The sequence below is a fragment of the Streptomyces sp. M41(2017) genome (assembly GCF_002078175.1).
GTDB lineage: Bacteria > Actinomycetota > Actinomycetes > Streptomycetales > Streptomycetaceae > Streptomyces.
In genome coordinates this window covers 278,478-292,333 of record NZ_MWFK01000002.1, presented here as the reverse complement: position 1 = coordinate 292,333, position 13,856 = coordinate 278,478, and the positions used below count along the sequence as shown (strand labels likewise).

Sequence of the window (13,856 nt, the reverse complement as noted above, 5' to 3'; positions counted from 1 at the left end):
CTCAGGTCAGCTCTGCGAGGACGGCAGCGAGGGACTGGTAGGTGTCGCGGACGCCGTCGGCGTTGCGCAGGCGGTGACGCTCCAACCGGATCGCGCCCAGATGTCGGGCTTCGTAGATCAGGTCACGCCAGGTTGCGGCGGGGGAGTGGTCGCGAGGCCCGTAAGTGTCCCAAAACGCGGTGCGTTCGTCCTGCTTGGCCGTGGCCATGCGGATGGTCCAGTCGGCGTACGGATCGCCGAAGAGCGTGCGGTCCAGGTCGAGGACGCCGGTGATCAGTGGCTCGGGGGAGTGCGGGTCGAGCATGGCGTTGACGGTCCAGAGGTCACCGGTGAGCAGACACGGCTCGGTGATCTCATTCAGCACCTCCCGGTGCTCGCTGGCGATGTCGGCGACTTTGTGCAGGTCGGCGGAGTCCAGCCCGACGCTGCTGACGTCGTCGGCGATGGCGGTGAGGGAGGCGACGACCGCGGCGCTCCAGGTGGGATGTCCTGCACCGGCGACCGGCCCGAAGTGCGGGCCGCGGACGGCATGAACCCGGCCAGCGATCTCGCCGAGCTGCGCGAAGAACCCCGGCCACAGGTCCCGGGAGTAGGCGCCGAGCCGCTCAGGTGCCGGTACGCCGCGCAGGTGGCTCTGCACCATCCAGTCCCGTCCGGCGATCTCCTGCGACCAGTCGGCGAACACAACCCGCGGCAGGAGACTCGCGAGGGCCCCGAGGTAGGGCACGGAAGCGTACTCGTTGCGCATCAGCTCGTGCTCGGACGCGAACTGACGCTCAGGAGCCGGGGCTACGCGCAGGATGACGGGTTCATCCACGCCGTCGAGGGTGATCCGGTAGGTGGTGTTGTACATGCCGCCACCGAGCTCCACCGCGGCGGCGACGTGTGCGGCGTCCCCGAAGGCGCGCCGGGCGATGTTCTGGATGTCCTCGCCGGTGACGGGCTGCTGAAAGGCGTGCGGGTCGCGGGGGATGGGACGCAGGTCCATGAAGCTCCTTCAGGCCCGAGGGCAGACACCAGAACGGTTCAGAAGTAGGCGACTGAATTACGGGACCGGTGAGGGGTGGTGGTGGACTTCCCGACCCGGGAATCCCCGCGCCGGAGCTCGCCCTCCAGGGCATACCGACCGTGGTGCTTGCTGATCCCGGTGATCGTGGCAACGGCGAGCACGACGCCCTCGGCGTTGACGATCTGGACCTCGTCCTGGGCGAGCGCGCGGTCCGCGTTGAACTTCCAGATGCCCCGGCCCGCCTGCCACGCCTCTTCCTCGGTCATCCCCAGACGCCACCCGATCGTCGACCGGCGGAGACTGTCGTCCGGCGCTGCGGGCCGTTCCGGGCCCAACTGGATCTGAAGCACACCCACTCCTCAACTTTCCAACTTCTTGGGAAGTTACGAGCGGTCGGATAACTTGTCAACAAGTTACGCAGTTCCTCGACCCCGAGAAAACGGCATCGGAACGACGGTGAATCCCGACTGCCACACTGACGACATGCCGACCTCGCCTCCCTTAAGAGAAGCAGCCCGGGCAGTGGTGATGGACACCGACCAACGAGTTCTGCTGCTGCGGTACGACGAGAACTGCGGCTTCTGGGCAACCCCCGGCGGATCACTGGACGAAGGCGAGACCTAAGCCATAGCGACGCTCCGCGAACTGCGGGAAGAACTCGGTGTCGACGAGAAGGCCGTCGAACTGGGCCCGCAGCTCGCCGAGCGCACCAAGGACCACCTCGTGGGCGGCCGGGAAGTCCGCCAGGTCGAGCGCTACTTCCTCGCCCGGGTCACAGAATCCGACGTGGACCCCTCCCGGGCCACGCAGCCCGACAACATCCGCGCATACCGCTGGTGGACCCCGGCCGAACTGCACTCCACCCGAGAGACGGTGTATCCCGTCGGCCTCGCAGCCCTGGTCACGGCAGTCGCCGAAGGCCGAACCCCCGAACGCCCCGTCGTGCTCGCCGGCTGACCCGCCAGACCGGCACGCAAAGCCACACCGACCGTTCCACACGCCGACAGACGTAGCGATGTGTGACCCCGCCGTTCCATTTGCGCCAGATGGCGGGTTAGGGTCGCGTTCCGAGAGGATCATGCACGGAGGTGTCCGGGATGGACAGCAGCACGTCAGGACGCGCGGGCAGGCCCCCCGGCATACGCACCCGCCCGGACGGACTCACCTCCCGCCAGGCAGCGATCGTCCGCTTCATGACCGAGTACGTGGACCGGCAGGGATACCCGCCGTCGATGCGCGAGATCGGCGCCGCCGTGAAGCTCTCCTCGACCAGCTCGGTCGCCCACCAACTGGGAGCACTGGAGCACAAGCACGTCATCGAACGTGACCCGCACCGGCCCCGCGCCTACCGCGTGCGCTCCTCCTGGGCACCCGAACTCGCCGACGGCCGCGAGACGAAGCCGGTCGAGGTGCCGCTCGTCGGACGCATCGCCGCCGGCGCCCCGCTGCTCGCTGACGAGATGATCGAGGACGTCTACTCCATGCCCCGCCAGGTCGTCGGCGACGGTGACCTGTTCGCCCTGACTGTGTCCGGGGACAGCATGATCGACGCGGCGATCTGTGACGGCGACATCCTGACCGTCCGCCGCCAGGACAGCGCCGACCACGGCGACATCGTGGCCGGCCTCCTGGGCGAAGAGGCCACGGTCAAAGTCCTCCACCGGCAAGACGGTAAGGTCTGGCTGATGCCCCGCAACCCCGCCTACGAGCCGATCCCCGCCGACGACGTCCAGATCCTCGGCAAGGTCGTCGGCGTCCTGCGCGTCCTCTGACCCGAGCCCGAGCCAGGGCCAGGCCCGCTCAGGCGCTACGCCGCTTCGGGGCCGAGGTCTTCTTGGCTGTCGCCTTCGCCGCGGTCTTTTTCGAGGTGCTGGTCTTCTTCGCGGCCGTCTTCTTGGCCGGCGCCTTCTTCGCGGTCTTCTTCGCCGCCGCGGTCTTCTTCTTCGGCATCTCGTGGACGGTGGCGTCCTCACCGCGGGAGGCCTTCGCCTTGGCCACCGACTCCTGGAGCGCGGCCATCAGGTCGACGACCTTCCCCGGAGCCTTCGGCTCCTCCACTGCAGGCGGTGCGCGATGCTCACGCTTCGCCTCGAGGAGAGCCTCCACCGCCTGCGTGTACCGGTCGGTGAACTCCTCACCCTCCAGGTCATCGCGAGTGAGCCGCTCGATGAGGTGCTCCGCCTCGGCGATCTCGTCCTTCGTGAGCTTCACATCCTCGGGCTTCAGCTCGGCCGGGTCGCGGATCTCGTCCGCCCAGTGCATCGCGTGCAGCACGATCACGTTGTCCCGCACCCGCAGCAGACCCAGGCGCTCCCGGCCGGACCAGGCGTACTTCGCGATGGCCACCCTCGACGACCGCTCCAGCGCCTTGCGCAACAGCGTGTAAGGCTTGGCCGCGACCTGGCCATCGGGCTGGAGGTAATAGCCGTCGCCGATCTGGATCGGGTCGATCGACTCCAGCGGGACGAAGGCCTCGATCTCGATGGCCTTCGCCGTCGGCAGCGGCATCTCCCTCAGCTCCTCGTCGAGAACCGGGATGATCTTTTCCTTCGTCAGCTGATAGCCCTTGCCGATCTCCGCGTTCTGGACCTCACGGTCCTCAATTTCGCAGACCTTCCGCACCCGGACCCGGGACATGTCCTCCAGGTGCACCTGGAGGAAGCGGACGCTGTGGTCCTCCCGGGCGCTGACCACGTGGATAGGAACGGTGACCAGGCCGAACGAGATAGCTCCGCTCCATACGGTTCTGGGCACGGCTGACCTCCACGGTGATCCCTCGGGGATTTTCAGCGTAGGAGCGAGCTCGGCCGGCTGCACTTCGGCACGGCATCAGTCCCGAGGGCTCTGCCGTCTTTTCCGATGATCCACCCGCGGCTATCGTCCGGGCGTATGCCCGTGAATCTGAGCCTGGTCGTCGGTTTCTGACCCTCTCGGCACTTCTGTCGGTGATCCCGGGGCCATCTGTCTTGCTGGAGACCAGCCGTGCCATCACCGTGGGGCGTCGATCGGCGATGTGGATCGTGCTGGGGAACGCTCTGGGCGGTCTCATCCTTCTAGCGTTCGTGCTCGCTGGACTCGGAGCGATCGTCGCGACATCGGCCAAAATCTTCTTGGCCGTCAAGATCGCCGGCGCGTGCTACCTGTTCTGGCTGGGCGTCACCGCGCTGCGCTCCGCCCGCTCAGACTCCGGGGATGAGCCCTTCGCCGCCGCCGTATCACCGGGCAGGACGTCGTGGGCTCGATCGGTACGGCAGGGCCTTCTTGTCGGTGTAGCCAATCCGAAGAGCGTCGTGTCGCTGGTAGCCGTCCTGCCCCAGTTCGTTGACCACTCGCGCGGAAGCGTCATCGTCCAGATGCTGATCCTGGGCCTTGCCGGGGGCCTGGCCCAAGCAGTCATCGAAACCATCTGGGTCTGTGCCGCCGGATCAATGCGGACCTGGTTCCTCGCGAAGTCCCGCCGTATCCGGAGTCTGAAAGCAACAGGGGGAGTTGCCATGATCGTGTTTGCCAGCAGGCTCGCAATCGAAAGCCCGTGAATCTTCCCAGGCTTTCCCGGACGCCAGCCGCACGACCTGGGCCCCAAGCCCCAGAACGCGACGAGCGTCAGCCGGTGGCACGACCGCGGGCCCGCCGTAGGCGCACGCCCTTCACCATGTATCCGGTCGTCGTGATCAGGAAGCCGGCGACACAGAGCCACAGCCAGGACGAGGCAACCAGCCGGCCCAGCGCGAAGCCAATGAAGAACAGCAGAGCGCCCACGGTATCCAGCAGGTCCAAGCGCGCCTTGGAGCGCACGGCAGCCTCCGGTGCGCGCAGCCGACCGCTGATGGAAACAAGGCCGATGACCTGCAGGACAGCACCACTGAGCATGATCCAGACGACCCAGTCGGGTATGTAATCGGGGATCTCCACAGCGCGCACTGTAATGCTGGCCCGGAGTCAACAGGGCGAAGATCGGAAAGACGAAGGGTGGACGAGAGACGGCATCTGATGCCCCGTGAGTTACGGGGCCATCTCGTAGGTGACGGACTCCTGCCCACATCCGGCTGCGATCTCAGCGAGCGCCGCCCGTTCGCGGTCGTCCACGGTCAGCTTCCACCGCAGCTTCGTCGCGACCCAGTCCGCGGCGTACGTACAGCGGGCATCCAGCAGGGGAGGGAGCCAGTCGGCTGGGTCCTGGTCGGCTTTGGACCGGTTGGTGCGGGCGGTGACGGCGACGAGGCTGGTCTCTGCGTCGAGGTCGTTGGCGTAGGCCTCGCGGCGCTCTGGGGTCCAGGTGGAGGCGCCGGAGTCCCAGGCTTCGGCGAGGGGGACCATGTGGTCGATGTCCAGGCCGCCGGGGGCGGTGACGGTGACGCCGTCGTAGAAGGAGTACCACTGGCCGGTGGTCACCTTGCAGCCCGGCTCGATCGTCGGCTGCACGCGGGATTCGTCGATCAGGACCTCGGCGCGGGTGCTGCAGCCGTCGCGGTCGGCGTCGACCCAGTACTTGAAGCTGGTGCGCTGGTAGCCCTCCCGTGATTCGGTCGCCGTCGGCAGCAGATCGACGGCCGCCGCCATCGGCATGGCGTCGGACCGCAGTTGGTGCGCGGAGGCGGGGATAATGGTGAGCGGCAGGGTGAGGAGGGCGGCGGCCACGGCCGCGATCTTCGAGAACATGATCACTTGCTAGCGGACGACGACCCCGACCCGCCCGGACCTCTGTCGTCGCTCACTCGTGCGCGCGCATTGGTCGTACCGTCCCACGATCCGCACGGCGCGTTCTGGGGACTCGAACTCTCGGTGCCAGAAGGGAGTCCGGCGCCCCTGGTGGGCTCCGATGCAACTACACACCTGCTGTAGTCGCTGGCGGATCGCGCAGCTGGACACCAGGAGCTGTGGCCTGACGAGAGTTCGGCCGGTGACGATCCGCCCGCTTCAGCCGCTTGTCAGAGTGGAAGGGCATCATCAACCACAGTCTTCAGGTTTGTCGGCAGATCAGGTGAATCCCGCCAGTTCTGGGCGATCAGCAAGAGCGCGACCCATGCGTCACGCGCCTCAGTGTCTGCCTGCTCGGAAAAAGCCGCGTCCAGCACCCGCCTGGCAAGACCGTCGACAACCGCATACAGGGCATTCGAGACCTTGGCCACGTCATCCAGAGGCGAGCCCGCATCATGAGGCGGCGCGCCGTCGAGCCGGATGGTGACTGAGGTAGCCGAGTACGTTCTTCCGTGGAGGAAGTTACGAAGGCCGCCAATTTGGTCAAGAGATGGCGGAAACGGCTGATCAGGACTCTGAGACACATCGGCACCCTAACGAATATTGGTCCTGCTCAGCGCGCTCATCCTCTACCTCCGGATCCGTCGGCGCCGGTGGACGGACGGCGGGTGACGGCGAGGGCTGCGGGGTAGAGCAGGTTGTGCCCGTACCGCGCCCGGGCCCGGTCGGCGACGGCTTCGATCGCGAGCGGTTTGTCGTCGCTGCTGTCGAGCGTGAGCTGCCGGGTGGCACCGTCGTCGGAGCGCAGAGCATCGGCGCGCAGCGTGACGCCCCGGACCCGGGCGCGCTGGAGGCCAAGGCTGTCATAGAGGGTGTAGGCGGTACGGGCGAGGAGCACGGTGTGCTGAGTCGCCTCAGGCAGAGTGCGGCTGCGGCGGGTGGAACTCGCGTCGGCGTAGCGGACCGTCAACGTCACGCCGACGGCGATCTGGTCGGAGCTGCGAAGACGGGCGCCGAGGTCGTCGGCGAGGGCGAGCAGCGCGCGTCGGTGCTGGGCCGGGTCGAGTTCGTCGCGGTCGAAGCGGTGCTCGCTGCTCATGCTGGCCGGCGTCGGGGTCGGGTCGACCGCGGTGGTGTCATGGCCGCGGGCGCGTTCGTGGAGGGTGCGGCCCGGGCGGGCGCCGAGGAGGCGCTGCAGGGTGAGTTGGGGAGTGTCGGCGACATCGCCGACGGTTTGGAGTCCGTAGTCGGAGAGCGTCGCGGCCGCGCGGGCGCCCACCCCGGGCAACTCCCGGACCGGCCGCGGCCGCAGAAAAGCGCGCACCGCCGCGGGCGAGTCCTCGATGACCAGACGCCGTCCGGACAGAGTGAGCGCACACGCCATCGCCGCGAGCATCCGCGACGGCGCGGCCCCCGCGGCGGAGCTCACCCCGAAGTAAGCCAGAACCCTGAGCTGAATCAGTTCCGTCAGGCTGCGTGCGTCCTGGCCAAAGTAAGGGAGTGCGCCACTCAGGTCGAGGACGGCACTGTCCGGCTCGATCATCTGCACCCGCGGGGTGATGTTCTGCAGCAGGCGACGCAGTTGCTCGGGCAGTTCGGCGTCGGAGTCCGTCGGCATGTCGAAGCGCAGGTGGAGGATGCTGCGACTGTTCATGGCGTTCACCCGGCGCTTCCCTGGCTGCGGTGGCCGAGCTGGCGCAGGTCCGCGGACCGGGTCCCGGCGGGCTGGAGATCGGCGTAGGGGTGAAGCTTCGCTCCGGCCGTGCCGTCCGTGAGGGTCCGCTGAGGCACGGTGCCCGACTGGGCGGGTGTCGGTGCGGGGGAGGGGCGGCCCAGGATATCGAGGGCGGCCTGCGGTCCGTGGTCGCGGCGGGCTGCGGCAACCTCGTCCAGGTCCCACACCACCTGCCCGACCACTGTGCGCCGCGGCCCTCTGGCCTCGACGGTTCCCCGCACGAGCAGGAGCCCGCTGTGGAACACGGTGTGAGCGCACGCCTCGTGGGAGTCCTCGAAGAACGCGATGTCCACGAGCCCCGCGCCGTCTTCCAGCGTCACGAAGATCACTCGCTTCCCAGACGGGATCGGCGGCGTCTGCGTGGACGCCCGGACACCAGCAACGAGCACGGTCTGGCCGGGCACCATGCCCTTCAGGTGGGCGGCGTCTGTGGCGCCGAGCTCGCGCAGCAGCCGGTGATGGTGATCCATCAGGTGGTGCGTGACGTCGATCGACAGCGTCTCCAGCTCCGCGCTGAGCTTGTCCCGGCCCGTCATCTCCGGCAGGCCACTCGGCTCCGCCGTGACCAGTTCTCCGCCCAGCGGCAACTGCCCCTCGCCGGCGCGGCGGTTGCGGGACTGGCGGTGCAGTTCGGTCGCCTGCAGCAGCAGGTCCCGCCGCGTCAGATCCCCGGCGAGCGGGCCGAGCGCGCCGATGCGGATGAGGCGCTGTGCGAGCGGCAGGGACGGGCGGGCCCGCTGCCATGCGTCCTGCAGCCCGTTGTACGGCTGCCCGGCGACCAGCCGCGCGATCTCCGCCTCAGAGATACCCTTCACCGTGGAGAACGCGAGCCGAACACCCCACCCGTTTTCGGTCTTCTCGACGCGGTGCTGCGCGCCGGAGGCGTTGACGTCGACGTGAAGTACAGGGACACCGTGGCGGCGGGCATCGGAGACGATCACGCGCATCGGCCACATGCCCGGGTCGTGTTCGAGGAGCCCGGCATACAGGAACGCGGGGTAGTGGGCTTTGAGGTAGGCGGACTGCAGGGCCGGGACGGCGAAGGCGACCGCGTGCGCGCGGCAGAACCCGTACGCCCCGAACTGGGAGATGATCTCCCACACTTCATCCAGGACATCCTTGGTGTAGCCGCGTTCGCCGGCCGTGCGGCGGAACCAGGCCTCGACCTTCGGCAACCGGTCCGGGTCCGCCAGCGCCCGGCGGGCGACGTCACCGGCGGCGCGGTCACAGCCGGTCATCCGCGCCAGGATCGCGATGATCTGCTCGTGCCAGATGACCACGCCGTACGTGTCGTTCAGCACCGGCTCTAGGTCGGGGTGCGGGTAGTGCGGGGTGGCACCGTGCCGGGCGGCGATAAACAAAGCGGGCATACCGCCCTTGACCGGACCAGGCCGGAACAGGCTGATGTCCGCGACCACGTCCTGCATGTGGCGGGGCTGAAGCCGGCCAACCAGGTCCTGCTGGCCCGGAGATTCAAGCTGGAAGAGCCCGACCGTGTCGGACGCCTGGATGAGCCTGAACGCCAGGGGGTCGTCCAGGTCGACGTGATCAGGGTTGTCCAGGTCGATCGCGCGGCCGGTGGCCCGGTGGATCTCAGCGACCGCGTGCGCCATCGAACTCTGCATCCGCACACCAAGCACATCGAGCTTCAGAAGGCCGAGATCTTCGACATCTTCCTTATCGGCCTGCAACATGGCGTAGCCGCCCGGGGTCGGCTGTGCCGGAACGCGGTCTAGCAGCGAAGCGTTCGAGATGATCACTCCGCAGGGGTGCATGGCGTACCCGCGGGGGAGGGCGTCGAGGCCCTCGGCGAGCTCCCACAAGGGCCCGAACTGCTGCGCTCGACAGGCGAGTTCGCGGAGTTCTGGCAGTTCTGCCAGGGCGCCGCGGATGTCGCGGGCCCGGATGTGCGGGAAGCTCTTCGCGACCTCGCCGATCACCTGCGGCGGAATCCCCAGCGCGAGGCCGGTGTCGCGCAGAGCGTGCCGGGCCCGGTAGGTCTCGGGCATGCCCGTGACCGCGGTCCGCTCCCGCCCGAACCGCTCGATGATCGTGTCGTACACCTCCAGCCGCCGCTCCGACTCCACGTCCAGGTCGATGTCCGGAAGCGAGGTCCGCCGCTCGCTGAGGAAGCGTTCGAACAGGAGCCGGTGCTCCAACGGGTTGGCTGTGGCGACGAACAGCGAGTGGTTCACCATGGAGCCGGCGCCGGAGCCGCGCGCCGCCACCCGGATTCCGAGCGCCCGGGTGTCCGCAACGACCTGCGCGACCGCGAGAAAGTAGCCCTCGAAGCCCAGCCGCCCGATCACATCGAGTTCGTAGTCGATCTGCCGGACAGCAGCCTCGTCACGGTCCAGGCCGCGGGCGACCATCCCGGCATCGCAGCGCTGGCGCAGCAGCCGCATCGCCGAGCCTGACTCGGGCCCGGCGTCGACGACAGACGGCTCGGGAAAGTGCGGGCGCCCCATGCCCAGGTCGGCCGCGGTGAGCGTGCAGGACTGGCCTGTGGCCTCGGTCTCCGCCAGAAGACGAGCCGCCCGGGCCGGGTCCGCACCCACCGCGCGGGCGATCCGCTCCGCGGCCGCGGCCATCTCCTGGGGTCCCTTGAGCCAGCGCTCGCCGCTGTCCAGGTGCCGGCGGTCCATGGGCCGAAGGAGACGGGCGGCGTCGAGGACATCGGCCAGCCGGTGCTGGCCGGGATCGGCGTAGCGGACCGCACTGGACAGCACCGTACGCACCCCAAGCTGGTCACCGAGGCCGACCGTGCGCGCCGCCAGCCGCAGCGAGCCCGCCCCCGTCCCCTCTAGCCCCAGGTAGACCGCTTCCAGGCGCAGCCGGCCGCCCGCGAGCTCACGCCACGGCGCCAGCAGCCGCTCGGCGATGTCGGCTCGCCCGGCGGACAGTGCCCGCATCGGCTCAGCGGACGGACCGAGGATGACGACCAGGTCCTCGCCCGCGTACGCACGCAGCGTCGTCCACGACACGACCGGCAGCCCGTCCCCAGCCTCCCCGTGCGCGGCGGACACCAGGCGGCACAGCCGCGCCCACCCCGCGAGGTTCTGCGCGAGCAACGTGACCCGCAGCGGCGGCTCGAACACGTGCGCACCACCGCGTGCCGGCGTCCGCGGTCGGCCGGTGGCGGGCTCGGGTGAGGTGAGCGGGGCGACGGCCACGTCCACGCCGAAGATCGGGCTGATCCCGACGTCCGCGGCGGCCTTGGCGAAGCGGACGCTGCCCGCGACCGTGTCCCGGTCGGTCAGCGCCAGCGTCCTCATCCCGCGCTCGGCCGCGCGCTGGACCAGGTCGTGGGGGAGGGATGCGCCGTAGCGGGCCGAGTAGCCGGAGGCGACATGCAGATGAGTAAATCCACCGTCCAACACCTCCAGAACCTCGCTCGGCCCTCCCCTGACCTGTGACCTCTCTAGGTATCCACCATAACCGCTATTCGTACAAGCGTGCGAATGAGTGAATCTGACCGAGCGACGTCGCTCGCCACGTTGTGACGAGGATCCATAGTTGGCACAAAAGAGGGGCAGTTGGCACCGGCGAGCCGGGCCCTCTTGAACCTGCTGGTCAGCGGGTCGGCGGGCGTACGAGCACGACCCCCACCTGTACGTAAGTGCCAACTATCTATCTGAACTCCACACCACCCCCGAGAACTCCTCTCCGGCATGAGTGCTGGTCAGGACGACATCGTTACCCCCAGGCGCCGAAGCCTGGAATGTCCGGAGCTGATACATACGGGCTCGCGGATCACGTGTTTCGAGACGAGAATGGCGGATAACTGAAGTTCTGCGCTTCGGACCGAAGGCGTATGCCCCGCGGGGGTACCCCCTGCCTGCGGATTCGCTTGGGCAGGCCCGGCGTACCGCCGCGAGGCCACCCCTGACAGCACCCGTTCAGGGCTACGCCCCGGCATTGCATTCGTGGGCTGCTCTGGACCCGATTTCAGGAGCGATTCGATCATGCTCACTGAGTTCACACCAGGTCCCTCCCGCAGCGAGACCAGCCACCAGCCGACAGCCGTGCGCCGCCGTCATGACGATGCCCCGGACGAGGCGGCCGCCCTGTTCACACGGTTGGCGAGCATGGACAAAGAACCCGAGCGTGACGCGGTGCGTGAGGAACTGGTGGAGCTGTGGTTGCCCATGGCTCACCGGATCGCGGGCCGCTTCCGCAACCGCGGCGAGGACATCGACGACCTTCGCCAGGTAGCGGCGCTGGGGCTGGTCAAGGCCCTCGACGGCTACGACGCGGACCGGGGGGCGTTCGAGACGTACGCGGTGCCGACCATTACCGGCGAGATCAAGCGTCACTTCCGCGACCGGGCCTGGGCCGTGCGAGTGCCACGACGCGTACAGGAGCTGCGCAACCAGGTCCGTCTCGCGCGCCGCGACCTCATTCAGCGGCCCGGCAGCCCCGAACCCACACCCGCTGACATCGCCGCGCACACCGGACTCAGCGACGACGAAGTCGCCGCCGGGCTGGAAGCTCTGGAGAGCTACAGCGCGCTGTCCTTGGACGCGGCTCTGACGACCGAGGACGACTACAGCCTCGCCGACACCCTGAGCACCGACGCCCCCTACGACCTCGTCGTCGACCGCGAAGCCACGAAGAACGCCCTGCGTCGTCTCCCCGAACGCGAGCGAACCGTGCTGTACCTGCGCTTCTTCAAGGACATGACGCAAACCCGGATAGCCGAACAACTCGGCTGCTCCCAGATGCACGTCTCCCGGCTCATCAATGGCACCTGCGCCCGCGTCCGTGACCAGGTCCTCCACGAGGGCCCGGAAACCATCTGACCCACGGACGCGGATAGCTGGCTACGCCCCCGTCACCTGCGGCCCCGTCTCGGTAGCCGCCAAGTCCCAACCGATCATGCAAGGCCCACCGCCTTGGTCCGAAGGAGTCGCACCGATGCTGATGCCCCTCCCCGCCACCCTCCACCGGCTCCTCGCCGAGTACGAGAGGCTCCTCGCCGAGGAAACCGCCACCTCGACAACATCCGCCAGTCAGCGCCTGCAGGACGTGACCTACACCCTGTGCGTGTCCACCGGCACCCGCGAGATCAGCGACGCCCTCGACACCGCCCGCGCCTACCTGGCCAAGGCGACCGCCACGCCTCTCGGCGACCGGCACGTGATCACCTCCCCACCGAAGCAGACCGCCACCGCGGCGACTTCGTCCCGGGCGGCCGGCAACCTGCCCCGTGGCCAGGTACAGCTGGCCTCGACCACCGCTCGCGCGGACGAACGCTGAGGTGGTGGCCATGAGCACCCGCTCTGTGAAGGTGTACCCACCGACAAGACGGGCCGGCCGTCAGGTATGGGTGGACGCAAAGTCCGCCGGCTCCGTCGCCAGCCTGGGAGAGCTGACCAAGCTCCTGAACAGGTCGGGATGGCCCGGCCTGGACGAGGTCGATGTAGCCGAATTGCCCCTCATCGAATGGCACGGCGGGGGACCCGAAGTCTGGACGCCCTGGCCGACAGATCCCTGGCAGACGGCGCCTCACCGGCAGCCCGAACCACAGTGACGTGAACAGCGTCAGCCATGCGCCGCCGTCTCCGACAGCGGTCGCAGGCGTAGCCGACAAAGGAGTGCGGTGCTCCGCACATTAAATATTGAGGGTATGCACACCAGATGATCAACGAAACGCAGTTCACTATGGCCGCCTCATCGACCGGCCCCCTCTGGCTGATCGTGGCCGGTGTCATCGTCGTAGCCGGCCTCTTGGCCGCCTTCTTCATCGGCAGTCGCCGTGCAACTCGCCGCCGGATCTCCACTGCGGCACCCCACCCCACGCAGACTGCCGCCGCCACGGCCGATCCGGCGCAGCGAGGCGACGGATGGCAGACACCTGAGGGAGACCCAGAGCAAGGCCACCCGCACCGCTAACCAATGGCCTCGAGCGGGGCCGCGAAGGGCGCGGCGATCGCTGCCCCCGCCGGGGATGTCGGCGACTCGAACTAAGCTCCGAGATATGACCACCCCCGCCCCGAGGGACACCACCGCGCCCGCCGACGCCCCGTTCGACCCGCTCGCCTTCCCCCTGGACCTGCTGGACGCCCAGCTTCGGGAAGCCACGCTCCACGCCGAGCTCCACGCCCTGCAGGCGAACCTCCCCTGGTCGCGTGAACCCCACGAGGGATGGCCGGACGACAAGGAACGCAAGCGCGCTGGGCGTCCGGCCACGGAAGGCTGGTCGGCGGAAGAAGCCGCCGCCTACGACAAGCTCTGGGGCGACCTCCGGGCCGCGACAGCCGCCGTGCAGGGCCACGCCTGGTGGGAACGGTGCGAGACGGAGGGCATCAAGGGCGGAGCCCTGGTTGCGGCGCGCATGGCGCTCAAACACGCCGAAGGTGCGGTCCCAGCCTCGCTTAAGCAAGCGGACGTCGAAACAGCCGCCTGAGAACG

Annotated in this window: 14 protein-coding genes and 1 pseudogene; 7 read left to right on the top strand and 8 right to left on the bottom strand. The window is 68.5% G+C overall.

The window, feature by feature from the left end; genetic code table 11:
* Position 1: 1 nt before the first annotated feature.
* Together B0675_RS27005 and B0675_RS27000 are read right to left on the bottom strand one after the other, a co-directional pair.
* A complete protein-coding gene (locus B0675_RS27005; RefSeq protein ID WP_081222217.1) occupies positions 2–988 on the bottom strand; it encodes an aminoglycoside phosphotransferase family protein in 987 nt (328 codons plus the stop codon).
* A gap of 38 nt (positions 989–1,026) precedes the next feature.
* Entirely contained in the window at positions 1,027–1,275 is a 249-nt protein-coding gene (locus tag B0675_RS27000; RefSeq protein ID WP_241540013.1) for a hypothetical protein, read from the bottom strand.
* Positions 1,276–1,492: 217 nt separating this feature from the next.
* On the opposite strand from B0675_RS27000, the pseudogene B0675_RS26995 reads away from it, so the two are divergent.
* Positions 1,493–1,966 (top strand): annotated as a pseudogene (locus B0675_RS26995) (NUDIX domain-containing protein).
* A 140-nt stretch (positions 1,967–2,106) separates the two neighbouring features.
* The gene (lexA, locus tag B0675_RS26990) at positions 2,107–2,781 is read left to right on the top strand and encodes a transcriptional repressor LexA (RefSeq protein WP_081222215.1); all 675 of its coding nucleotides are present in this window, start codon (positions 2,107–2,109) and stop codon (positions 2,779–2,781) included.
* A gap of 28 nt (positions 2,782–2,809) precedes the next feature.
* On the opposite strand, the gene B0675_RS26985 is transcribed toward lexA, so the two are convergent.
* Positions 2,810–3,763: a Ku protein gene (locus B0675_RS26985; RefSeq protein ID WP_081222214.1), complete on the bottom strand. Its 954-nt coding sequence runs from the start codon at positions 3,761–3,763 to the stop codon at positions 2,810–2,812.
* Positions 3,764–3,885: 122 nt separating this feature from the next.
* Here B0675_RS26985 and B0675_RS26980 point away from each other — a divergent pair, with 122 nt between their 5' ends.
* Positions 3,886–4,545: a LysE family translocator gene (locus B0675_RS26980; protein WP_107482853.1), complete on the top strand. Its 660-nt coding sequence runs from the start codon at positions 3,886–3,888 to the stop codon at positions 4,543–4,545.
* Positions 4,546–4,612: 67 nt separating this feature from the next.
* Here the strand turns inward: B0675_RS26980 and B0675_RS26975 are convergent, their stop codons facing one another.
* The 5 genes from B0675_RS26975 to dnaE form a co-directional block, all read right to left on the bottom strand.
* Complete coding sequence (locus tag B0675_RS26975; RefSeq protein ID WP_241540011.1) at positions 4,613–4,921, bottom strand: hypothetical protein; 309 nt, start codon at positions 4,919–4,921, stop codon at positions 4,613–4,615.
* A gap of 90 nt (positions 4,922–5,011) precedes the next feature.
* Positions 5,012–5,668: an HNH endonuclease family protein gene (locus B0675_RS26970; protein ID WP_081223904.1), complete on the bottom strand. Its 657-nt coding sequence runs from the start codon at positions 5,666–5,668 to the stop codon at positions 5,012–5,014.
* 269 nt (positions 5,669–5,937) lie between these two features.
* Positions 5,938–6,291, bottom strand: coding sequence for a hypothetical protein (locus tag B0675_RS41085; protein WP_143661121.1), 354 nt, complete (start codon positions 6,289–6,291; stop codon positions 5,938–5,940).
* Positions 6,292–6,329: 38 nt separating this feature from the next.
* Positions 6,330–7,361 carry a hypothetical protein gene (locus tag B0675_RS26965; RefSeq protein ID WP_081223903.1) on the bottom strand — a complete coding sequence of 344 codons (1,032 nt, stop codon included), beginning with the start codon at positions 7,359–7,361 and terminating at the stop codon, positions 6,330–6,332.
* Positions 7,362–7,366: 5 nt separating this feature from the next.
* Positions 7,367–10,819, bottom strand: coding sequence for a DNA polymerase III subunit alpha (gene dnaE, locus B0675_RS26960; protein ID WP_081223902.1), 3,453 nt, complete (start codon positions 10,817–10,819; stop codon positions 7,367–7,369).
* A 588-nt stretch (positions 10,820–11,407) separates the two neighbouring features.
* Here dnaE and B0675_RS26955 point away from each other — a divergent pair.
* From B0675_RS26955 to B0675_RS26945, 4 genes are all read left to right on the top strand, one after another.
* Positions 11,408–12,244, top strand: coding sequence for a SigB/SigF/SigG family RNA polymerase sigma factor (locus B0675_RS26955; RefSeq protein WP_081222212.1), 837 nt, complete (start codon positions 11,408–11,410; stop codon positions 12,242–12,244).
* A 115-nt stretch (positions 12,245–12,359) separates the two neighbouring features.
* Positions 12,360–12,701 carry a DUF5133 domain-containing protein gene (locus B0675_RS26950; RefSeq protein ID WP_081222211.1) on the top strand — a complete coding sequence of 114 codons (342 nt, stop codon included), beginning with the start codon at positions 12,360–12,362 and terminating at the stop codon, positions 12,699–12,701.
* Between the two features lie 381 nt (positions 12,702–13,082).
* Entirely contained in the window at positions 13,083–13,337 is a 255-nt protein-coding gene (locus tag B0675_RS41080) for a DUF6479 family protein (RefSeq protein ID WP_143661120.1), read from the top strand.
* A gap of 85 nt (positions 13,338–13,422) precedes the next feature.
* The gene (locus B0675_RS26945; protein WP_081222210.1) at positions 13,423–13,851 is read left to right on the top strand and encodes a hypothetical protein; all 429 of its coding nucleotides are present in this window, start codon (positions 13,423–13,425) and stop codon (positions 13,849–13,851) included.
* The last annotated feature ends 5 nt before the right edge of the window (positions 13,852–13,856 follow it).

Coding starts and splice junctions, on each gene's coding strand:
- B0675_RS27005 (WP_081222217.1), bottom strand. CDS start 988: ATGGACCTGCGTCCCATCCCCCGCGACCCGCACGCCTTTCAGCAGCCC.
- B0675_RS27000 (WP_241540013.1), bottom strand. CDS start 1,275: ATGACCGAGGAAGAGGCGTGGCAGGCGGGCCGGGGCATCTGGAAGTTC.
- lexA (WP_081222215.1), top strand. CDS start 2,107: ATGGACAGCAGCACGTCAGGACGCGCGGGCAGGCCCCCCGGCATACGC.
- B0675_RS26970 (WP_081223904.1), bottom strand. CDS start 5,668: ATGTTCTCGAAGATCGCGGCCGTGGCCGCCGCCCTCCTCACCCTGCCG.
- B0675_RS26965 (WP_081223903.1), bottom strand. CDS start 7,361: ATGAACAGTCGCAGCATCCTCCACCTGCGCTTCGACATGCCGACGGAC.
- B0675_RS26955 (WP_081222212.1), top strand. CDS start 11,408: ATGCTCACTGAGTTCACACCAGGTCCCTCCCGCAGCGAGACCAGCCAC.
- B0675_RS26950 (WP_081222211.1), top strand. CDS start 12,360: ATGCTGATGCCCCTCCCCGCCACCCTCCACCGGCTCCTCGCCGAGTAC.
- B0675_RS41080 (WP_143661120.1), top strand. CDS start 13,083: ATGATCAACGAAACGCAGTTCACTATGGCCGCCTCATCGACCGGCCCC.
- B0675_RS26945 (WP_081222210.1), top strand. CDS start 13,423: ATGACCACCCCCGCCCCGAGGGACACCACCGCGCCCGCCGACGCCCCG.